Raw genomic sequence first — 21,086 nt, forward strand, 5'->3', positions numbered from 1 at the left:
CATGACTCAAGACGAACTCAAGCAACTGGTCGGCCAGGCCGCCGCCGACTACGTGAACGCCAACGTGCCGGAAGGCACCGTGATCGGCGTGGGCACCGGCTCCACCGCGAACTGCTTCATCGACGCGCTCGCCGCCACGAAGCACCGCTATCGCGGCGCGGTGTCCAGCTCGGTGGCCACCACCGCGCGGCTGCAGCAGCACGGCATCCAGGTGTTCGATCTCAACGAGATCGAGTCGCTGCCCGTGTACGTGGACGGCGCCGACGAAATCGATCACCGCGGCGCCATGATCAAGGGCGGCGGCGGGGCGCTCACGCGCGAGAAGATCGTGGCGTCCGTGGCCGACGTGTTCGTCTGCATCGCGGACGCCTCCAAGCGCGTGGACGTGCTGGGCCAGTTCCCGCTGCCCATCGAGGTCATGCCGATGGCGCGCACCGCAATCGGTCGCCGTGTTGCGGCGATCGGCGGCGTACCCGTGCTGCGCGTCGCGAAAGACGGCACGCCGTTCATCACCGACAACGGCAAGGAAATTCTCGACGTGAAGGGCCTCGCCATCAGCGACCCGTGCGGCCTTGAAGCCGTCATCAATGCATGGCCCGGCGTCGTTACCGTGGGCCTGTTCGCGCAGCGCGGCGCGGACCTGTGCCTGCTCGGCACCGAAACCGGTGTCGAAACCATCACCTACGCGAAGCGCTGAGCGCGTTACGGCATCACGCGAGGCCTCGCTCTTCGAAGGACGAGGCCTCGCCCATCAAGGCCTCATGTCTCAAGGACTGACACAGCCGATCGCACGGGTCATCTGCTCGACATAGACGTCGAGCGAGAAATAGCGCTGCGTGTCGATGAGCGCCTGTTCGGCGAGGCGCTGCGCGAGTTCGGGCGCCGCGCGCAGCGTCTCGATCGCATCCACCAGCGAGTTCAGGTCGCCAGGCGCCACGAGCCAGCCGTTGCGGCGATGCCGCACGATCTCCTTCACGCCGCCCGCACCCGCCGCAATCACGGGCCTGCCCGCCGCCATTCCTTCGATGATCACGCGCCCGAACGGCTCGGGTTCCGTCGAGGTATGCAGGATCACGTCCATCGCCTTCATCCACGCCGCCATGTCGTCGCGAAAGCCTGCGAAGTGCACACGGTCGGCTACGCCGAGCCGTAGCGCCTGGCGGCGTAGCCGCTGCGCGTAATCGTCCTCGCCGAAGAGCGCCGCGCCCACCAGCACGAGGTGCACGTCGGGCAGCCGCGGTAGCGCCGCGATGGCGATGTGCTGGCCTTTCCACGGCGCAAGCCGTCCGAAGAGGCCCGCGAGCCACGCGCGCTCGGGCAGGCCGAGGCGGCGGCGCAGCGCGGCGAGATCGGCGCCGTCCACATTCGCGAACGCGTGCGTATCGATCCCGTTGTGCACGACCGGAATCGCCGCGAGCGGAATGCCCGTGAGCGACGCGAGCGATTGCGCGGAGGCCCGCGAATTGGCCACCACGTGATCGACGAGATGACGTGCGATGAACTTCACCGCGAGCAGTTGCATGGACCCGAAGTGATCGGCCGACATGATGTCGTGCAGATGCCAGATGACAGGCCGCCTGTGCAGCGGCTTGCCGAGCGCACCGAGCACGAGCGCCTTCTGCGTGTTGAGGAACAGCACGTCGTAGCGCTTCGCGGCCTCGGCGATGGCGCGCACCTGGCGCACGATGGCCGGCAGCGCGAAGAGCCAGCGAAAGCGCAGCGCTTCCTTGCTGATGCCCGACACGCGCGCCTCGCTCGCTACGCTCACGTTCACGCCGAGCGACGCCAGCCGCTCGCGAAACGGCCCGTCCGAGAGCAGCAGCACGGCGCCGCGCGCGGCGAACGCCTGGGCGAGCGGCAGCAGCGAGAATTCGGCGCCGCCCAGTTGCCCGCTCTGATCGACGAAGAGCACGGTGGATTTCGCCTTGAGGCCGGACACAAGCGCGCCATTGGGCGAGCCGGCCACGGCGCCCACTGCAGACCCCACCGCCGACGGCTGCGCCTGCGACAAGCCATGAGCCGCGCCACGGAGTTCGGATGCATTCATCGGCGCTTACCTCGCGAAGGCGTGAAGAGAGTGGCGAGAGGTCTCGCATCTGGCCGCCATTATTCTCGTTACGTTCCCTGAATTGTGTGGTCGCGCGCACGCACGGCAACGCATAAGCCGTCTTACACTCGTTCGCGAGATACGAGACCAGGGGGCGGGGAAGATGAAAGTCGCGATCGTGCACGACTGGCTCGTGCAGCCAGGCGGCGCGGAGAAAGTGCTGGAGCAGATCATCCGGTGTTTTCCCGACGCGGACCTGTTCAGCCTCGTCGACTTTCTCGAGGACCGCACGCCCGTGTGCGGCAAGCCGGTCACCACGTCTTTCATCCAGCATCTGCCGTTCGCGCAGCGCCGCTATCGCGGGTATCTGCCGCTCATGCCACTCGCCGTCGAGCAGTTCGATCTCTCGCCGTACGACCTCGTCATCACGAGTTCCTATGCGGTGGCCAAGGGCGTGCTGGTGGGCCCGGACCAGACCCACGTGAGCTACGTGCATTCGCCCATGCGCTACGCGTGGGACCTGCAGCACGCGTATCTGCGCGAGGCTCATCTCGAACACGGCCCGAAGTCGTGGGCGGCGCGCGCGTTGCTGCATTACCTGCGCGGCTGGGATGCGCGTTCGGCCAATGGCGTGGACCGCCTGATCGCGAATTCGCATTTCGTGGCCCGCCGCGTGATGAAGACGTACCGGCGCGAGGCCGCGGTCATCGCACCGCCCGTGGACGTCGATCGCTTCGAGCCGTGCAGCGCAAAGGAAGACTTCTATCTGACCGCCTCGCGCATGGTGCCGTACAAGCGCATCGACCTCATCGTCGAAGCGTTTTCGCTCGTGCCCGAACGCCGGCTCGTCGTGATCGGCGACGGCCCGGGCTTTGCCGCGATACGCGAGAAGGCCGGACCCAACGTGACGGTGCTCGGCTACCAGCCGTTCGAGGTGCTCAAGGACCACATGCAGCGCGCGAAGGCGTTCGTGTTCGCCGCCGAAGAGGACTTCGGCATCGTGGCCGTGGAGGCTCAGGCGTGCGGCACGCCCGTGATCGCCTATGGCAAGGGCGGCGCGCTGGAAACGGTCGTCCCGCTCGGCGAGCCGCAACCCACGGGCGTGCATTTCGGCACGCAGAGCGTGGCGTCGCTGCTCGAGGCCGTGGACCGCTTCGAGCGCGAGCAGTCGAAGATCAGCGCCGCGGCGTGCCGCGAAAATGCCGAGCGGTTCAGCGCAGCGGCCTTCAGGCGCGCTTTCATGGTGGAAGTGACGCGCACCATCGCGGCCGCGAGAACCGGGCTGCACGGCAGCCATGCGAACCATGAACGCTACGAGCGTGTGCCGGCTTACGAGCGTTACGAGGGCCATGAGGGCCATGAGGGCCATGAGGGCCATGAGGGCCATGAGGGCTACAAGGGCTACGCGGATCACGAGGCCCGCGAACCCGCTACGGATTCCGAATTGAGTTTCGACGTGAGGCAGGCGCCGGCCATGCCTCGCGATGCAGTGGGCGGCAGCATGGCAGGTCGCATGTGGGGCCGCTGAAAGACCCGCTTCAAGAGAAGACAGATCGATGCCTCCGTAGCGGGGCACACACCACAGAAGGGGCCATACGACAATGAACGCAGAACCTTTTAACGGGGGCTTCCCCGACATCGCGAGTGCGTGGATGCTGCTGCAACGGCAGATCCTGCTCAAGCCGATCCGCAGCGAAGCCGACTATCAGCGCATGCTGCGGCTCGCCAGCCAGCTCACCGCGCAGATCAACGGCAACGCCGACAGTCCGCTCGCGGACCTCGTCGGCGTGGTGAAGGACCTGATCCAGGTATGGGAGACCCATCGCGTCTCGCTGCCCAAGGCTGCGCCGCGCGAAGTGCTGCGTGAACTGCTGCGCACGCATGGGCTCAAGCAGAAGGACCTCGCCGACATCGCGTCGCCCACGGTGATCAGCGACATCCTCGCGGGACGCCGCGCCATCAGCAAGAACGTCGCGAAGGCGCTTGCCGAGCGCTTTCATACGGACGTCGGGATCTTTATCTGATTCCGGCCGGGGTGGCAGCGCGGTGATGCGTTGCCGCCCGTCGCCACCATCGCCGCTTATCGCCGCCGCGGCCACGCTTTCCCACCGCATCAAACCGAGAAGCATCAAACCCAGGCATCACAAACAAAACGCGGTGGCGTTCCTTCATCGCGAAGGAACGCCACCGCCGTGATCGCTTCTTGTCATTCCCTCTGAAGTCTCACACCGGATCGGAGCCCACCCGCGCTCCGATCCGTCCTGCCTCACTCAATGCGTCTTCCCGTCCATCGGGCCGCCCGCCGTATAGGTGTACGCATACGCGTAATCGTAGGTGCCGTAGCGGCCGCCGTGCTTGAGCGGCATCGCGTTCATCACGCCGCCGATCACGCGCGCGTGGGCGCGCCGCAGCTTCTTGAGCGACTCCGCGATGTTGCGTTCCGTGTGCGCGCCGGCCCGCATCACGAGCACCGTCGATCCCGCGATGTTCGCCACGATCGCCGCATCGGCCACGGCGAGGAGCGGCGGGGTATCCACGATCACGAGGTCGAACTGCTGCTCGAAGCGCGAGAGGATGTCGACGAAGCGCGCCGAGGTCAGGATCTCCGACGGGTTCGGCGGATAGGCGCCCGCCGCGATGAAGTGCAGCCCGTCCACGCCTGTGGCGCGCGCCGCTTCTTCGAGGTCCATCTGGCCCGTGAGCAGTTCCGTGAGGCCGCCGTTGGGCGAGCGGCCCAGGTACTGCGCGAGTCGCCCGCGCCGCAGGTCCGCGTCGATCAACAGCACGCGTTTGCCGGATTCCGCGAGCAGCGCCGCGAGGTTCGCGCAGAGGAAGCTCTTGCCGTCCGAGGGCGCCGGGCTCGTCACCGCGACGACGCGGTTCGGCGCATCGATGAGACCGAACTGGAGCGTCGCGCGCAGCCCGCGCAGGCCTTCCACCGAGGTATCGAACGGATGGGTCTTCACGAGCAGGGGACGCAGCGCGGGCCGCGCCGCCGGCATCACCGTTTGCGTGCCGGTGGGCAGCGACACCTGCACGGGCGCAGTCGCGGCTCCCGCGGCGCCGGCCATGTGCGGCGGGCGAATCAGCCGCGCGAGGCCGGCCGGCAGCGCCGGCAGACCGTGCCGCGGCGTCGCGCCCCGAGGCTGTGCCGCACTTTTAGGCAACGCCGCCCGGCTCGAGCTCAGGGCGATGCGGTCGCTGCGCGCCTGTTCGAGCGACAGCGGAATCGCGCCGAAGATGGGCAGCTGATAGCGCCGCTCCACGAACTCGGGGTCGCTCACGCCCGTGAAGAAGGTGCGGCGGCAGTACGCGAACACGATGCCCGCAATCACGCCCAGCACGGTGCCCGCCGAGATGATGAGCGCCGCCTTCGGCCGCACGGGCGAGGAGGGCAGCAGCGCTTCATCGACGATATGCACGTTGCCGATCGTGCCCGCGCGCGAGATGGAAAGCTCCTGGATCTTGTTGAGCAGCGCCACGTAGATCTCTTCGGCCACCTTCGCGTCGCGTTGCAGCGACATGGCTTCACGCTCGGAGCCCGGCAGCGTCTTGAAGTGGTCTTCGAAGCGGGCCTTTTCGCGCGAGAGTGCTTCGAGTTGCGCATCGAGCGTGCGCACTTCCGGGCTGTCGTTCGTGAAGCGTTGCAGCAGCTGGGCCCGTGCAATGCGCAGCTCGGCGATGTGTTTCTCGTATTCGAGCCCGCCGGACAGATACATGCCCGCTTCCTGGGTCGGCTGGAACGAGCCTACGCGCTGCTGGTATCCCGAGAGCGCCGTTTCCGCGCGATGCACTTCGTCGCGTACGCGCGGCAGTTCGCTGTTGAGGAACGCGAGCATGCGGCTCGCTTCTTCCTGCGCGCGTTCGGTGCGCTCCTTCAGGTACGACGCGGCCACGGCGTTGGTGATCGCCGTGATGGCGTGCGGGTCGGTACCCATGTACGAAAGCTGCACCACGCCGGTTTCGCGGCCTTTTTCCATCACCTGGAGCCCCGAGGCGAGCCCGGCCACGGCATCGAGCTGGTTCGCGCGCGTCACGTAGAACTCCGTGCCGGGGCGCGCCACGAGCGTGCTCACGAGAATGGAGATGCCGTTTTCCGTCGCGCGTTCGCCGGCTACGCCCGCAAGCAGCGCCTTTCCGTAGGGGTCGACCAACGTGTAGCGTCCGTCGCCGAGCGCGCGCAGCGTGAGTCGCACGCCTTCCAGCGACTTCGGCACCGTGATCGAATCCACGGCGAACTGCTCGCCGCCCCATGCGTAGGAATCCATGCCGAACCATGCCGGCAGGGGCTCGCCGGGATGTGCGAAGAACGCCGTGAGCTTGCCGAGGAATGGCATCGTCTTCGGCGCCGCGCTGAAGTTGAGCTTGAACTGCTCGACCACGGGCTCCACCACCGCGCGGCTCTTGATGATCTCGATCTCGGCGTCCGTGCGCATCGCGCCCGCGGACGGCACGAGCGAGGCGAGCGCCTGCGAGGTGCTGTTCGCGTTGTTGGCGGCGGGCTCCACCTGGATCAGCGCGTCGGCCGAATAGATGCGCGTGGCGAGATGCGCGTAGATCACGGCCGCGAGAATCACGCAGCCCGCAATGCCGATCACCCAGCCGATCTGTTCGCCGATGATGCGCAGGAGGTCGCGCATCACGGCATCTTCGTCGCTTCCCGCCGGGGCGTGCTCCAGTGTTTCGTAAGTGCTCATGTTGATGGCTCCGTTGGGTCTTAGCGCGTGAGCTGGCGGGTGAAGAACAGCGTTTCGAGCGTCGGCGTGATCTGCTGGAGCGCACGGTTGAAGCGCGCCGAGTTCGCCACCTGCACGTACACCACGTCCTTCGGCTGCAAGTCGAACTTCGTCATCAGCAGCAGCGCGTCCACCTGGGTCATGTCGAGCCGGAATACCGTGGGCGTGAGCGTGCGCGAGTTGATGACCGTGTCGCGCGTCACCGGGTTCAGCAGTTTGTCCGCGCCGCGAATCACGTAGATGAAGTGCGGGTCGCCCGTCTTCACGTCGAGGCTGCCGGCGCCTGTGAGCGCGTCGGCGAGCGTGAGCTTGCCGCGGTTCATCGGCAGCGAAGTGGGCTTGGCCACTTCGCCCAGCACGAATACGCGGCTGTTCGCGCGGTCGGGCACGTCGACGATGTCGCCGTCTTTCAACAGCACGTTCTGTTGCGGGTCGCCCGTGTCGAGCAGCGCCGCGACGTCGATGGTGTAGCGCTTGCCGTTGCGCGTCACGCCCACGTTCTGCAGATCCGCATCGGCCTGGGCGCCGCCTGCGCGGTTGATCGCGTCGATCACCGACAGCGGCAGGTCCGTGATCGACTCGGCCACTGGCGCCCGCACGCTGCCCGTCACCTGCACGATCTGGCTGTTGAAGCCCGACACGCGCACGTCGATCTGCGGGTCGCGAATGGTCTTCGCGAGGCCCTTCGTGAGGTCGTGCTGAATCTCCGCGGCAGTCTTGCCGCGCGCCTGCACGCGGCCTACGCGCGGGAAAAAGAACGTACCGTCTGCGGCAATGCGTACCGTGAGCCCGGCCTCGCCGCCACCGCCGCCCACGGTGGGCGCCGTGCCGTTGGCGATGGCGCTGCCCGCGCCTTCGCCGCCTGCGGCCGCCGCCGGGCCGCCCGCGCCGTAACCGGCATAGCCCTGCGGCAGCGGCGGCGAGCCCGCCGCGCTGCCGAAGCCTGCGCCCGTGAGTTCGGGGTGATCCCAGACGATGATGGTGAGCTGGTCGTTGATGCCCACGCGGTACTGATACTGGCCACGCGTGGCAGGCGTCACGCAGCTGAGCGGACACGTCGATTCGTTGACCGCCGCCGTCTCCTTCTTCGCGAGGTCGCGGAACCACGCGACGTCGATGGGCTGCACCGGGAAGCGGTCGGCTTCCTGCTGCGCCTGCGCACTTTCGTCGAGCCGTTTGCTGTCCAGATACGGTCCGGGCGCGAGTGAGCAGGCACAAAGCGCTATGGCCGCGCTGCCCGCGGCGAGTGTTTTGATCTTCATGTGGATGGTCCCTCTTTTTTGCAACCCCGAGCTTCTTTTCAGCTTCTTGTGTGTACGGCCTCATGCCACGCAACGCGCATGGCACACAGGCCGACCCACCACTTGCGCAAGGCGAGCGCAACCCCGTCGCGCCCCAACGCAAGTGACAACGCGCGCGCAAGCCCCGGATCCGCGCGGTTGCCTATTAGTGACGAGTAAGCGACGAACGCCCAGCGGCCAGGCGGCGACAGGTGTTCGCACATGATGAGTCTGAGATTGAAGGACGCGTTGTAGAACGCCGCGTCGCTGAACGTGAAACGCTGGTCTTCGTCGCTGCGCGGCGCCGGGTAGTGTTCCACCACGAGCGCCGGGTCGTAGACGAGCTTCGCGCCGCGCCGGCGCACGTCGAGACTGAACGCCATCTCGCAGTGCACCTGTGCGCCGCTGCCGCGCAGGCGCGGATCGAAGCGCAACGCGCCGATCGCCACCCGCCGGAACGCCATGTTCACGCCCTTCAACACATGCACTTCGCGCGGCTCGCCATGCCCCAGATGGTGGTTGCCGATCGCGCGCCCATACCAGCGCACGAGGCCCACCGCCGCTTTATGTCCCTGCAGCACGCCGCCGCGCTCGTGCACGACGTCGCGTCCGCCCAGACCGCCCAACGCCGCATCCGCCGCAAACGCGGCTTCGATGCGTGCGAGCCAGTCGTCATGTGGGGCGGCGTCGTCGTCGGTGAAACACAACACGTCGCCCGTTGCCGTGTCGAGCCCGCGGTTGTACGCGGCCACGACGCCCGGCTCCCGAACCCACACCACACGCAACGGTAAGGTGGTCTCCTGCGCGCGCAAGAAGGCATGCGTGTCGTGATCGTCCGGGCGTGCCACTACCAGCACTTCGTCGGCGGTGCGGCGCTGCGCGGCGAGTGCGGCGAGGCAGCGCGCCAGATCGGCGGTGCGGCGCCACGTCGGTACGATCACGGACAGTTTCACGGCTTTTCCCCGGTGTGCTCTATGCGATGCTGTCTGCTGCCTATGCGTGGTAATGCATTGCTGCCGCGTGCCACTGCGTGGTGTAGCCCTGCGGCGACTGCTGCTGCGTGGTCTCTCTCTCTGCTGCGTTCTTTCAGTACGCGTTGCGGCCCGTGAAGCCCTTGAGAATCGTGACCAGCACGATCTTCATGTCGAACCAGAACGACCAGTTGTGGATATAGAAGAGGTCGAACTTCACGCGCGTTTCCATCTTCTCGACCTTGCGCGTCGCGCCGCGGTAGCCGTTCACCTGGGCCCAGCCCGTGATGCCCGGCTTGATGCGGTAGCGATGCATGTAGCCGTAGACGAGATCCTTGTAGAGGTCGTCGTGCTCGAGCGCGTGCGGGCGCGGGCCTACCACCGACATTTGTCCGAGCAGCACGTTGAAGAACTGCGGCAGCTCGTCGAGGCTCGTGCGGCGCAGGAACGCGCCGATGCGCGTCACGCGCGCGTCGCCGCGCGTGGCCTGGGTGATCTGGCCGGGCGTCTCGCGGTGCACGCTCATGGAGCGGAACTTGTAGATGCTGAACGGCTGACCGTCCACGCCCTTGCGCGTCTGTTTGAAGATCACGGGGCCGGGCGAGGTGAGCTTGATCGCGACAGCAATCGCGGCGAGCAGCGGCGAAAGCGCGACGAGCGCCGCGAGCGCGAAGAGCCGGTCGAACACCATCTTCGGCCACAGCTGCGGCGGCGACACCGCAGGCGCCGTGAGATTGATGGTGGGCAGGCCCACGATGTCCACCACGCCGTGATCGAAGAGCGATATCGAGCGCACGTCCGGGATGAAGCGCAGGTTCACGAAGTCGTCGCGAAACGCGCGCATGAAGCGATAGAGCGTGTGCTCTTCGGACAGCGGCAGCGCGAGCCAGACTTCGTCGACGTGTTCGCGGCGCACCTTCGCCGCAAACGCGTCGGCATCCGTGAGCACGGGCAGCTTGCCGATGCGCTCCGCGCCGCGCTCTTCCAGCGCGTACGGGTCGGGCACGGCGCCGGCGGTGGTTGCGTCGAACACGCACACGGGCCTGAAGCCCCCTTGCGGCATGCCTTGCAGGTGCGCGACGAGCGAGCGTGCAAAACCGGGCGCGCCGACAATCGCCACCGTGCGGCAGTTGATGCCGCGGCTGCGCGCACGGCGCAGCGCGAGGTGCGCAACGAGCTTGATCGCCACGATGAGCGCGCCGGAGATCAGCGTGGAATAGCCGAACCACAGCCGCGACACCGCGTTCATCTGATGCAGCGTGAAGACCAGCATGAGGCCCGCCACCACCACGATGAGCCACGCGCACACCACGCGCATGAGCATGGCGACGAGCGGCTTGCCGCGCCACGTCTCGTACACGCCGAACGCGGGAAAGAGCAGCATGGCGAGCGTGCAGTTGAAGGCGATGAGCAGGGACTGCGTATCGGTGAGCGCGATCGGCGCGGGGTAGCGCAGCAGGTACGCGAGGAGCGCGCCTGCAATGACGGCGAGCGCATCGAGACACCGGGCGACGTTGGCGAACATCATGGCGCGTTCCTCGTCCTGTTCCTGTCGTGGAGTCTCGTTCCCGTTTCCGTTCGCGCGGCCGTCAACTGACGGTTTCCGCGTGGCTGGCTTCATGCAGGCGCGGCAGCAGCCGGTCGAACTCGCGCTTCACGAGCCCGTAGCATTCGCAGGCGCGCGCTTCGAGACCCTTGCGGTCCAGCACCTTGATGTGGCCGCGGCTATGGTGAATCAGCCCCTGGTCATGCAGCCGGCCCGCGGCTTCGGTGATGCCTTCGCGGCGCACGCCGAGCATGTCGGCGATGAGCTGCTGCGTGACGGTGAGTTCGTCGGAGGCCACGCGGTCCACTTCGATCAGGAGCCACCGGCACAGCTGCTTGCTGAGCGAGTGATGCCGGTTGCAGGCCGCCGTCTGCGCGACCTGCGTGAGGAGGGCGTGCATGTAGAGCAGCATCAGGCGGCGCAGGAAGTCGGAGCGCGCGAACTGCTGGCGCAGCGCCTGCGCGCTCATGCGATAGGCGAAGCCCGAGCATTGCACCTGCACGCGGTTCGGCATGGTTTCGCCGCCCGTGAGCACGGGCACGCCCGTCATGCCTTCGCGTCCCACCGCGGCAATTTCCACGGAGCTGCCGTCTTCCATCGTCGAGAGCATCGAGATGATGGCGGTGGTCGGGAAATACACGTGGTGAATGCGCTGGCCGGAATCGCACAGCAGCTGTTCGGTGCGCAGGTGAACCAGTTCGAGATGCGGTGCCAGTGCCTGCCATTCGTGTGACGGCAGTGCGCCCAGCAGATGGTTACCGTGCAGGTCGGATTGAAGGGTCAACATGATCGGTCCTCGTATGAAGCCGCGCAGCGTGCAGCTTCGCTTCTTCTTGATCCGGCGCGACTTGCACGTGTCGTGTTGCCTGCCGTCGATCGACAGGCTTTCCGTGTTCATATCGCGCCGGCCCCGTTTGGCCTCCTGTGCATGCGCCGTGGGCCCTCGGTTGCCCGGCGTATGCACCGTGTTGCGGACCACATTTAGCGAAGACCGTGCCAGACACGTCAGACCATGGCTTGATGCGGCGCAGCGACATAGGGCGACCCACCCTGCGAGGCGGACTGCGGCAAAGCGTGCGTTTTTGTTTCAAATCTGCACAACGCCGCAGGGCTGGAAACTCTTAAGTAGCTGGTTTATTCGGCGCACATCAACCCGTTGATAAATAGGCGTTTTTTGTCTTGTATCAAAGATGGCGGCGCGCCCCTGGCACGCCGCAAACACGTGCTGGATGCGTGTCGCCCGTGCACGGTTCGCGCGAACCGAAATGATTCAGTTGTGTTCTATGGGTTGCGTGGGCTCCCGCACGGAACGGCTTTTTGACAGTTCCATGTCATTAGCCTGACGCAGACGCGCGCGATGCAAGCCTCGCGTATCGCAAGGCTTCATGCGCTTCTTGAGAGGGTTGGGCGTGGCCGGCAGGCTCAGCCGTAGAAAACAGGCGCGGGCGCGTTGATGGCGCGCACCTCGCCCGCGGGCGCCGTGGCTGTATCTTTCGTGCACAACGGCGTGGGTGAGGTGGGATCGATGCTCGCGCAAGCGCTGAGAGCAACCAGGTCGACCACGCGCCGGCTGCCCGGGGCCAGGTGGAACCAGTCGCACGCGGCGCGGTAGTGTGCGTCCGTCACGTGGACGAAGCGTGCGAAGCGCTGCGTTTCGATCACGAGCTGCCAGCCGTCGGGACTCTGCACGGGCGTGACCGTAAGGCCCGGGTCGTAGCGCGGCACGGGCGAGCGGTCGGGCAGATGGAACGCTTCGGCCAGCACCTCGCCGCTTGCGGCATCGGTGAGCGTGGCGATGGTGACGTCGTGCGAAGGCGGCCCGAAGCGGTAGGCGTGGGTGAAATCGAAGAACTGGCCGAGGCACGCCGCGGCTTCCACGCGCACCGTGCCGCGCGCAGGGACCTCGAGCATCTGCTCGCCTGCGGCGACGCGCACGCTGCCGTCGCGCAGGCAGACGAGCGCGAGCCGCGCGTGCAGCGGCCGCTCCGTTTCGTTGACGACGTGCAGGTCCAGACCGTTGAGGCCTTCGTCCGTGATGGCGATCTGCACCGGCCGCAGGGCTGCCGCGAGTGCGTGCCACGCGCTCTTGGGGCGGCCCGTCGAATCGATCACGCCCCAGCCCGCGCCCGGCTGCAGGTCCTGGAACTGCCACACCAGCGCGCCGCCGCAGGGCGAGCCGTGACGGCGCCACTCGGCGAACACGTCCGTCATGAGTTCCGCCACCACGGCGCGCGAGAGTTCGAGATAGCGCGCGGCGTCCTCGTAGCGCAGCCGTGCGGGATCGACGCCATAGAGCGTGCGCAGGTAGTGCTCGCGCACGTCGTCGAAGTCCCAGCCCGCGCCTGCATCGCGCGGCACCGCGGCCTTCCAGCGCGCGTCATAGGGCTGCATGCCGCCCGCTGCGTGAAGCGTGGCGTCGTCGGGCACGTTGGCGAAGGCGAGGCATTCGGCGGCGAAGCGCACGTGTGCGCGCCGCACGTCGTCGAGCGGGCGCTGATACGCGCCCACGCCGTAGTAATGGGTGATGCCCGTGCGCGTCGAGAACGGCCAGGTGCCGCCCGTCGGCGAATTGGGCACGTAGGGCACGTCCGGCCGCAGCGCGGCCGCGAGCGCAGGCAGATGCTCCGTGAACAGAGCCTGTTCGCGCATCGCAGGCGGCAGGCCGAACATCACGGCCTGCTGGTCCACTTCGCTGCCGCCGCACAGCACGGCAAGCGACGCGAAGCGCTGCGTGCGCTCGAGGAACTGCGTGGCTTCGCGCTGCACGGAAGCGAGAAAGGCGTCGTCGCGCGGGTAATCGAAGTTGGCGAATGCGAAGTCTTGCCAGATCAGGATGCCGTGCTCGTCGGCAAGGCGATAGAACGCGTCGGATTCGTAGACCATCGTGCCGCCCACGCGCAGCATGTTCATGCCGGCGTCGCGTGCTAGAGCGACCGCGTGCGCGAGTTGCGCCAGCGTGCCCGCGAGCGTGGCGAGGTCGGCGCTCGTCCAGCACGCGCCGCGGCAGAACACCGGCGTGCCGTTCACGCGCAAGGCGAAGCCTTCGCCGTCGGCGCCGCGGTCCACCTCGATGGCGCGAAAGCCCACATGGCCCAGCGCGACAGGCGTGCCGTCCAGATGCAGCGTGACCTCGTGAAGCGCGGGCTTGCCGTGTGTATGCGGCCACCAGCGTTCGACGCCCGGCATGCGCAGCGTGCCCTCCAGTGTGTGCGGGTCGCGCCAGGCGAGCGCGGCCTGTGCACCGGCGCAGGCGAGCGTCGCCTCGCTCGAGGCGGGCTGCGGCTTCACGAAGGTCAGCGTGAGCGCAAGCACGCCGTCGTCGCTTTCGAGGCGCGGCGCGAGTTGCACGGTATCGAAGGCGCGCGGCGTGGCCGCGAGACGTTCAATGGGCCGCCACGGGCCGACTGCCTGCACGCTCGGACACCAGCCGGGCATATGGCCCAGCAGCGTGGTGCGTACGTTGCGCAAGGTGGCGGGCGAGACGAGCCGCGGTCGCCAGCGCGCGCGTGTACGGCGTGCTTCGAGCAGCGGCGTCAAGGCGCGAAAGCAGAGTGCGAGCGTGGCGTGGCCGTCGAGCGTCACGTCGAGATCGTGGCGCTCGAACATCGAATCGGAGGTGAGCAGGAGCGCGCCGTCGAGCCAGACCTCGGTGAGCGTGGCCAGGCCGTGCAGGCGCAGGCGTTCCGTGCCGTGGCCGGTGAGCGTGAGGCGATACCAGTGGTCGTCGAAGGCGAAGGGAGGCGGTGTGGGGCTGTGATGCGGGCCGCGAAGAGCGCTATCGATCTGGCCATGAAGAGCGCTATCGATCTGGCTATGAAGCGCGGCGACGCCGAAGACGGCACCCAGGTTTGCATCGAGCCGGCCCGCCGCGCGCCAGGCGCTTGCCACGGTGCCGGGCACGGGCGCGTCGAGCCAGCCGTCGTGCGGCAGGTCGGCAGGCGTGGCGCAGGCGCCCGCCGGCGTGCTCACGCATTGCCAGCCTTCGCTGAGCGGGACAGGCCAGACGCAGAGGTCCGGTGCTTCGGGCGTCACTCGATGGGCCGCGGCCACAGCGCCCGCGCGAGGCGTTTCGCCTGCTTCAGCCGCTGTCCGCGCGCTTGCATCAATCGCCACATCAACCGCATGCGCCGCGGCCTCGTCGCCGCATCCTGCGGCCTCAGGCGAAGACGGCCTGGACGGCAATGCGGGCCGCACCGTCGTCCTCACAGCACATGCGCGGCGAGCGTCGTGACGGCCTTCTCGTACGCGCTTTCCAGCACGTCGAAGCAGTCGTCGCACAGGTCGCGGCGCCCGCGCGTGATGGCGCGCACGAGGCGGAACTGCATCACCATCGCTTCGGACGCGATGCTCTGCGCCGACACTGCGATCTCGGGCGGCAGGTCCACGCCCTGGGCGCCCAGCCATTGCAGGTACTTCGAGAGGAATTCGAAGTTCGCGCCCAGCTGCCGCATCAGGTTGAACGAGTACGGATGGAAGAACGCTTCGCCGCGCGCGAGCAGCAGGTCCATGTGCTGCGGGAACACGGCGCGCCATGCGGTGACCGGGTTCGAGAGCGGGCGCCGCTCCAGGTGCGCGCACAGCAGCTCCGCGGAGGCATCCACGAGTTCCGCGCCCTGCAGCGCGGGCCGCACCTGTTTTGCGAACTCCACGTAGGGAAACAGCACGTCGGGCTGATTTTCGAAACGCGGCAGCTTGCGGAAGATGCCGTCGTAGTCCTCGCCGTCCAGGTGGTGGTAGCCCGTGTTGTGGAAGTAGCCGAGCCGCTGTTCCGCGGGCGAGATGAAGTCGACGCCGATGGTCGTCTTCGGATGCTCGCGCCGGTACGAGGTGGCGCGCGTGTTGGGCAGGTAATAGCCGTCCACTTCGACGAGCACCGTGTGGCCGCGCTGCGTCTGCGCGAACACGCGGTCTTCGAGCGAGTCGTAGATGGCCAATTCCTGTACCTGCGTGCCGTAGAGCAGGTCGAGGTCTTCCAGCGGAAACTTGAAGAACGTGAACTGGTCGCCTTCGAAGTCCTGCGTCACCGTGAAGGCGAGCGCCGCGCGCGGGTCGAGCCCGTAGCCGTGCAGCAGCTCGATCCACAGATCCACGTAGCAGTTCGTCTCCTGCCACACGCGCTCGCCCTGGTGCAGCGCGTGCGCCGTATGCACGCGCGGCGGCCTTGCCTGGGCCGGCCACATGGCGGGTGTTTCGCCGGCTGCCAGGTGGACGGTTTTCCTCACGGTGGTCAGTGGCGGATTCATGCCGTGCCTCCCCGGTTCGCGTCGAGTGCGTCTTCCACCACGCGTTGCGTGTCGCCCCACAGCAGCGCGCGCACGTCCGCGGGCCAGGCCTTCACGTCGAGGCCGTGATGGCGGAACAGGGCGAGCGTGATGCGTTCCATGCCGAAGCCCACGCAGCCCGTGTGGGCTACGGACCCGTCGGCGCATTGCAGTTTCCAGATCACGCCGAAGTGGTCCATGTGGTAGTTGAACGAGAGGCACGCGGTCTTGCTCTCGGGGTTCGCCACCGGAATCAGCAGTTCGAACTTGAGCGCCTGCTGGCGCTGGCTATCCGCGATGATCTTGCCGCCGCGGCCGAAGAACGGGTCGTTGGCAAGATCCACATCCACCGGCAGCGCGAGCAGCGAAACGAGCAGCGAGCCGCGCTCGATCCACATCTGCCGGAACGCCATCACTTCGTCGGGGGAGCCCAGCCGCACGTACTCGCGCTGGCGGAACATCTGCATGCGCGCGGGGTCGAGCGAGGGCTCGTGGCGAAAGCAGTACGAGAGCACGTCGATGGTCGCGCCGCCCTGCGGCAACGGGCCGCGCCGCGAGATCACGGGGTACACCGGGTAGCACGCGGCTGGCGTCATCACCACGCGCGTGGGCTGCTGCTGCTCCATCCAGGCGGGGTCGCGGTCGTCGTCGCGCTCGGCCATCGCGTCGTCGAGGCAGCGCAAGAGGCGCTGGTGGCCCGCGTCGCCGCCGCAGAACGAGTGGATGGTGCCCGCGAGGTTCGGGAAGCTCTTCAGGTACTCGCTGTCTTCGAAGTCCGTGCGGCGCATGGCGGGTGGAAAGCGCAGCACTTCAGGGTTCTGGTCCGCGCCCAGATGCGTGATGGCGACGTTGAGGCGGTCCACCACGTCTTCGAACACCTGGCTGCGGCCGTAGAGCCCGTTTTCGCCCGTGTCGATCAGGATGCCCTTTGCCAGCAGTTCGTCGCGGAAGGTGGGTGCCGCGCCGGCGTCGGTCTTTGCCGCAGCAGGTTCGGTTGAATCCACGGCAGCCAGTTGGGCCGCTTCAGTCATCGTGTTCATCTCAGGCCCTCCCGGGCGCGGCCGGCCGCTGCGCGAGCAGCAGATTGGCCGTGTTCTGGGCGATACGGTCGTTGTTGATCATCAGCGGCGCGGAATGCAGGTCGCGCAGATGACGGCCCACGCTGTACTCCGTGCCGTTCTTGTAGCCGGCAAGGCCGCAGATCATGAGCACTTCCTGTACCACCTGGAGCGCCGTGGCCGAGATGCTGGTCTTGAGCGTGTTCATGTCGGAGGCGAAACCGAGCATGGCCGCGAGCGGTGCGTCGAACTGGCATTGGTCGCCCGCGCGCTGGCGTGCCGCATGCGCGGCGCGGTCGGCGTCGAGCGCCACCGCAAGGCGCGCCTGCATCATCTGCAACAGACCCACGGCCTGCGCCAGACGCAGCCCCGCGGGCGGCACCGAGCCCGGCTTCGCGCGCGCCTGCGCGCGGAAGAAGGCCTTCGCGCGGTTCACGGCATCGGTGGCCACACCCGTCCATACCGACGACCACAGCATGTGCGAGATGGGCAGCATGGTCTGGTCGGAGATGTCGGCGAACGGCGTGGGCAGGATCTGCGCCGCGGTGCCGTGCGAGACGATGCGAAACGGCTCCGTGCAGGTGCCGCGCATGCCGAGCGAGTCCCACGTGCCGCGCTTTTCGAGCGTCGTGTTGGACGGCAGCGTGACGATCAGCACCTGGTCCGACGCAGCCGCTTCGGCGTTGCGGCGTGCCGTCATGAGGACGCTGTCGGCGTAAGCGCCGTACGAGACCGCGGTGGCGAGCTTTTCGATGCGCAGGGCCGCGCCGGCGTCGTCGCCGTCCAGTTCCACGGCACAGGCGCTCGTGCGTGTGTTGCCGCCGATGGTCTCTTCGGACGTGGCCGAGGCGAGCAGCCACTGCTTGTCGGCCAGTTGCGCAAGGAAGTCGCGATGCCAGGCGGAGCCGTGCCGATGCTCGTCGATGCAGGCCACCTGGATCTGGTGCATGGCGTAGATCATGCCGGTGGACGCGCAGGCTTCGGCGAGGATGCCGCAGATGGTCGCGATGTCGGCCACAGGCAGGCCCATGCCGCCCAGCTCCGGCGAGAGCATGGCCGACAGCAGCCGTTCGCGGCGCAGCGCGTCGAAGGCTTCGTGCGGAAAGCGCGCGTCGCGGTCCACCGCGTCGGCATGTTGCGCCGCAACCTGGGCCGCGCGGCGCGCGGCGGCGCGCCAGCCCGGTTCCGTTTCCACGGCGGCGAGCGGGGCGGCCGATGCGCCGGCCGCGTCCTGTGCGTCTTGCGCCGCTTCGTTCGCGCCGGGCGCGGCGGGGGTATGGAGGAGCGAGGCGTTCATGCTGCCGCCTTTGCCTGTTGCAGCTCGGTCACGGCCGCGGCAAGCGAATCGATGCTGGAGAACAGGCGCCGCGTGAGCATCCGGTCCGGAATCTCGATGCCGAACTCGTCTTCGATGGCAAGCATCAGGTGCACGGTCGCAAGCGAGGAAAGGCCGGCTGCGTACAGATCGGCGTCGTCGGCGAGCGTATCCGGTGAAACAGACAGGCGAGCCGACTCGGAAAGAATTCGTCGCAGTACGTTTTTCATGTAAGAGGCCCTCACGTTTTGGTCATGTCGATCGTCGCAGCCTGTGTGCCTGCGGCGCACGCGTTTGGTATGCATGTCCGGCGAGAGAGCCGGCAGTGCGTATTTAACGGACCGCGATCAGGGGCGGTCGGTGCGATTCCGCACGGAAACCGCATAGCTACGTCACGTAACGTGTCCCCATACAACGAAGCGGGCCGTACAGAAGGCGCGGGACTTCGAGAAACGCGGCGTGAATGGGGCGACAACGCGGCGAAAAGCCGCTACGCACACCGCGACGAAGCGTGCGCAAAGCACGCGGCCCGGGACGAAAACGAATAGCCGAGGAAAGACCAGATGAACTGGAAGACGCTTGAGTTCGAGCAACTCACGGCGCGCGAGATGTATTTGATCCTGCGCGCGAGGAGTGCGGTGTTCGTCGTCGAACAGTCGCACGTATGCCTCGATCCCGATGGACACGACGAAGCGGCGCTGCACGTGTTCGGCGCCGAGGACATCACGCGGCCCATGCCGATCGTCGCCTATGCGCGGGTGAAACCGGGCGACGCGGAAGACCCCGATATCGTGATCGACAAGGTGCTCACGAGCCCGTCGCGGCGCGGCGACGGCACTGCCGAGCAGTTGATCGAACGCGTGCTGAACGCCATTGCGCAGCGCTGGCCGGGCCGCGTGGTGCGCGTGAGCGCGCCGCTCGGACTGCGGCAGTTTTACGAACAGTTCGGGTTCCGAAAAACCGAAGGGCCGTTTCTCGAATACGGCGTGCCGTTCATCGGTCTCACGCGCAGCTCGCGCGCGGCGCAGGCGGTCGTGAACGGGACGCGCCGAGAGCGCAGCGGTTTCACGCTCGGCAGCATCTTCGAGCTGTGAGTACCGCCATGGCGCCCATGCCGGGTCCGGGCCCCGGCTTGCGGCCGGTATTGCAGCCCGCCGGGGGGGCGCTTTCCGGCTTGTCCGCAGGCGCGCGCGCGGGCGAGCCGGAGGGCGCCCGACCGCAGGCGAGCGCCACGGGCCCGGCCGGCGCAGCCCGCGCTGTATCACACACCGCGCGCACCGCGCGCGAGCGGCATCCGCTGCGCCTGCCGCTCGCGCTATTCGGCATCACGCTGCTGCTCATCGTGCTGCACCAGGGGCGGCTCGTCGAACTCGTCTATCCGGTTGGCGCGTTCGCCATCGCGTTGCGCTTCTACCGGCGCTCGCCGGCCCACTACCTGGGCTTCGTGTGCTGGCTGTTCTTCCTCTCGCCCGAAGTGCGGCGCCTTGCCGACTTCGTGAACGGCTCGTTCAATCCGAAGAGCCCCGTGATGATTGCGCCGATGCTGGCCGTCGCGCTCTCGGGCTTCTCGCTGCTCTCGAACCTGCGCGTGCTCGGCGAGCGCCGCGCCATGCCGCTCGTGCTCGTGGTGCTCGGGCTCTTCTACGCCTACATCGTGGGTGTGGTGAGGGCCGGACCCGCCGCGGCCACCTTCACGGTGGTCAACTGGGCGTTCCCGGTGCTCGTTGCGTTTCGTCTGCTCGTGACGTGGCGCGACTATCCGCTCTATCGCGACGTGCTGCTCAAGACCTTCACGTGGGGCGGCTTTGCCATTGGCCTCTACGGCGTGATCCAGTTCATCTCGCCGCCGCCGTGGGACGCGTTCTGGCTGCTCGCCTCGCAGATGGAGTCCGAAGGGCACCCCGTGCCGTTCGGCATGCGCGTGTCGAGCACGATGAATTCGTCGGGGCCCTACGCGCAGACCATCATGTCGATCCTGCTGATGTCGCTCGCCGCGCGCGGCCGGCTGAAGGTGGCCACGGCGCTCGTGGGCGTGCCGTCGCTGATGTTCACGGCGGTGCGCAGCGCGTGGGGCGGCTTTGCGCTCGGGCTCGTCTATCCGCTTGCGATGCTCGACGGCAAAAGCCGGCTGCGTCTCGTGGGCGCGTTGCTCGGCTTCGCGCTGCTCGGCGCGCCCGCGTTGATGATCGACGAAATCTCGGCGCCGATCATGCAGCGTTTCGACTCCATGCAGAACCTCGGCGAAGACAACAGCTACCGCATTCGCGCGGAGTTCTACCGCAGCTTTCTTTCCGTCGCGCTCACCGACATTTCGGGGCAAGGGCTCGGCACCACGGGTCTCGGCACCAAGCTGGCCGCCGACGACAACGACGGCACTCAGGCCAACGTAGTGTTCGACAGCGGCCTCATGGAAGTGCCCTACGTGATGGGCTGGCCCGGCACGCTGCTCTATGTGACGGGCGTGGTGATGCTGCTGTGGCGCGCATTCTGGGCGAGTCTTGCGCGCGGGCGCGACCGCTTCGCGATTTCGGCGGTGGGCGTGGCGCTCGCGATGCTCGGCATGATGGTGTTCGTCAACACGCTCACGGGCTTGCCGGGGTTGTTCTTCTTCGTCGGCGTGCTGCTGCCCGCCATTGCACAGCGCCATGCGCGCGAAATGCAGTGGCTGCGGCGACGCCGCGCGCTGGCCGCTGCGTGCAGTGGCGCAGGGACGGCGCCGCCGGAGGCTCGCGCGGGCACCGCCGTTGCCGTGCCCACGAGCGCGGCGCGCCCGGGCGCAACGGGAGCCTTGCGTGCCGATGCGAGCGGCGGCCGGCCCGGCGTTTTCCGTGGCGGCCCCGGACCGCTCAACCCGAGGGGGCAACCATGAGCG

16 protein-coding genes are annotated in these 21,086 nt (G+C 67.5%); 5 read left to right on the forward strand and 11 right to left on the reverse strand.

From position 1 onward, the window contains the following. Window position 1: 1 nt before the first annotated feature. Complete coding sequence (gene rpiA, locus PKKP23_RS06760; RefSeq protein WP_017776606.1) at window positions 2–697, forward strand: ribose-5-phosphate isomerase RpiA; 696 nt, start codon at window positions 2–4, stop codon at window positions 695–697. Window positions 698–766: 69 nt separating this feature from the next. Here the strand turns inward: rpiA and PKKP23_RS06765 are convergent, their stop codons facing one another. Beyond that, window positions 767–2,047, reverse strand: a complete 1,281-nt coding sequence (locus PKKP23_RS06765) for a glycosyltransferase family 4 protein (protein WP_051062064.1) — start codon at window positions 2,045–2,047, stop codon at window positions 767–769. A 163-nt stretch (window positions 2,048–2,210) separates the two neighbouring features. On the opposite strand from PKKP23_RS06765, the gene PKKP23_RS06770 reads away from it, so the two are divergent. Together PKKP23_RS06770 and PKKP23_RS06775 are read left to right on the forward strand one after the other, a co-directional pair. Beyond that, window positions 2,211–3,575, forward strand: coding sequence for a glycosyltransferase family 4 protein (locus PKKP23_RS06770; protein WP_126876298.1), 1,365 nt, complete (start codon window positions 2,211–2,213; stop codon window positions 3,573–3,575). Between the two features lie 73 nt (window positions 3,576–3,648). Continuing rightward, on the forward strand, window positions 3,649–4,071 hold the full coding sequence (locus PKKP23_RS06775) for a helix-turn-helix domain-containing protein (protein ID WP_026121818.1): 423 nt from the start codon (window positions 3,649–3,651) through the stop codon (window positions 4,069–4,071). A 246-nt stretch (window positions 4,072–4,317) separates the two neighbouring features. Here the strand turns inward: PKKP23_RS06775 and PKKP23_RS06780 are convergent, their stop codons facing one another. From PKKP23_RS06780 to PKKP23_RS06825, 10 genes are all read right to left on the reverse strand, one after another. Continuing rightward, window positions 4,318–6,744, reverse strand: coding sequence for a polysaccharide biosynthesis tyrosine autokinase (locus PKKP23_RS06780; RefSeq protein ID WP_126876299.1), 2,427 nt, complete (start codon window positions 6,742–6,744; stop codon window positions 4,318–4,320). Window positions 6,745–6,764: 20 nt separating this feature from the next. Beyond that, a complete protein-coding gene (locus PKKP23_RS06785) occupies window positions 6,765–8,045 on the reverse strand; it encodes a polysaccharide biosynthesis/export family protein (RefSeq protein ID WP_126876300.1) in 1,281 nt (426 codons plus the stop codon). Between the two features lie 38 nt (window positions 8,046–8,083). Continuing rightward, on the reverse strand, window positions 8,084–9,016 hold the full coding sequence (locus tag PKKP23_RS06790; protein WP_126876301.1) for a glycosyltransferase family 2 protein: 933 nt from the start codon (window positions 9,014–9,016) through the stop codon (window positions 8,084–8,086). 133 nt (window positions 9,017–9,149) lie between these two features. Next, window positions 9,150–10,559, reverse strand: a complete 1,410-nt coding sequence (locus PKKP23_RS06795; RefSeq protein ID WP_126876349.1) for an undecaprenyl-phosphate glucose phosphotransferase — start codon at window positions 10,557–10,559, stop codon at window positions 9,150–9,152. 64 nt (window positions 10,560–10,623) lie between these two features. After that, entirely contained in the window at window positions 10,624–11,367 is a 744-nt protein-coding gene (locus tag PKKP23_RS06800) for a Crp/Fnr family transcriptional regulator (protein WP_026121820.1), read from the reverse strand. 635 nt (window positions 11,368–12,002) lie between these two features. Then, window positions 12,003–14,693: a glycosyl hydrolase 2 galactose-binding domain-containing protein gene (locus tag PKKP23_RS06805; RefSeq protein WP_420873196.1), complete on the reverse strand. Its 2,691-nt coding sequence runs from the start codon at window positions 14,691–14,693 to the stop codon at window positions 12,003–12,005. Window positions 14,694–14,782: 89 nt separating this feature from the next. Next, on the reverse strand, window positions 14,783–15,823 hold the full coding sequence (locus PKKP23_RS06810) for a DUF1839 family protein (protein ID WP_420873197.1): 1,041 nt from the start codon (window positions 15,821–15,823) through the stop codon (window positions 14,783–14,785). Further along, complete coding sequence (locus PKKP23_RS06815; protein ID WP_126876303.1) at window positions 15,820–16,881, reverse strand: amino acid--[acyl-carrier-protein] ligase; 1,062 nt, start codon at window positions 16,879–16,881, stop codon at window positions 15,820–15,822. The genes PKKP23_RS06810 and PKKP23_RS06815 overlap by 4 nt, the downstream gene beginning before the upstream one ends. A gap of 1 nt (window position 16,882) precedes the next feature. Further along, window positions 16,883–18,196, reverse strand: coding sequence for an acyl-CoA dehydrogenase family protein (locus PKKP23_RS06820; RefSeq protein WP_126876304.1), 1,314 nt, complete (start codon window positions 18,194–18,196; stop codon window positions 16,883–16,885). Next, a complete protein-coding gene (locus tag PKKP23_RS06825) occupies window positions 18,193–18,444 on the reverse strand; it encodes an acyl carrier protein (protein ID WP_017776617.1) in 252 nt (83 codons plus the stop codon). Before PKKP23_RS06825 ends, PKKP23_RS06820 begins: the two co-directional genes overlap by 4 nt. A gap of 333 nt (window positions 18,445–18,777) precedes the next feature. Between PKKP23_RS06825 and PKKP23_RS06830 the strand changes: the two genes are divergently transcribed. Both PKKP23_RS06830 and PKKP23_RS06835 read left to right on the forward strand, forming a co-directional pair. Next, window positions 18,778–19,308 (forward strand): GNAT family N-acetyltransferase, encoded by a 531-nt coding sequence (locus PKKP23_RS06830; RefSeq protein ID WP_017776618.1) that lies wholly within the window; start codon window positions 18,778–18,780, stop codon window positions 19,306–19,308. Beyond that, window positions 19,305–21,083 (forward strand): hypothetical protein, encoded by a 1,779-nt coding sequence (locus PKKP23_RS06835; RefSeq protein ID WP_126876305.1) that lies wholly within the window; start codon window positions 19,305–19,307, stop codon window positions 21,081–21,083. Before PKKP23_RS06830 ends, PKKP23_RS06835 begins: the two co-directional genes overlap by 4 nt. The last annotated feature ends 3 nt before the right edge of the window (window positions 21,084–21,086 follow it).

This window comes from Paraburkholderia kururiensis JCM 10599 = LMG 19447 (assembly GCF_003986935.1).
Classification (GTDB): Bacteria; Pseudomonadota; Gammaproteobacteria; order Burkholderiales; family Burkholderiaceae; genus Paraburkholderia; species Paraburkholderia kururiensis.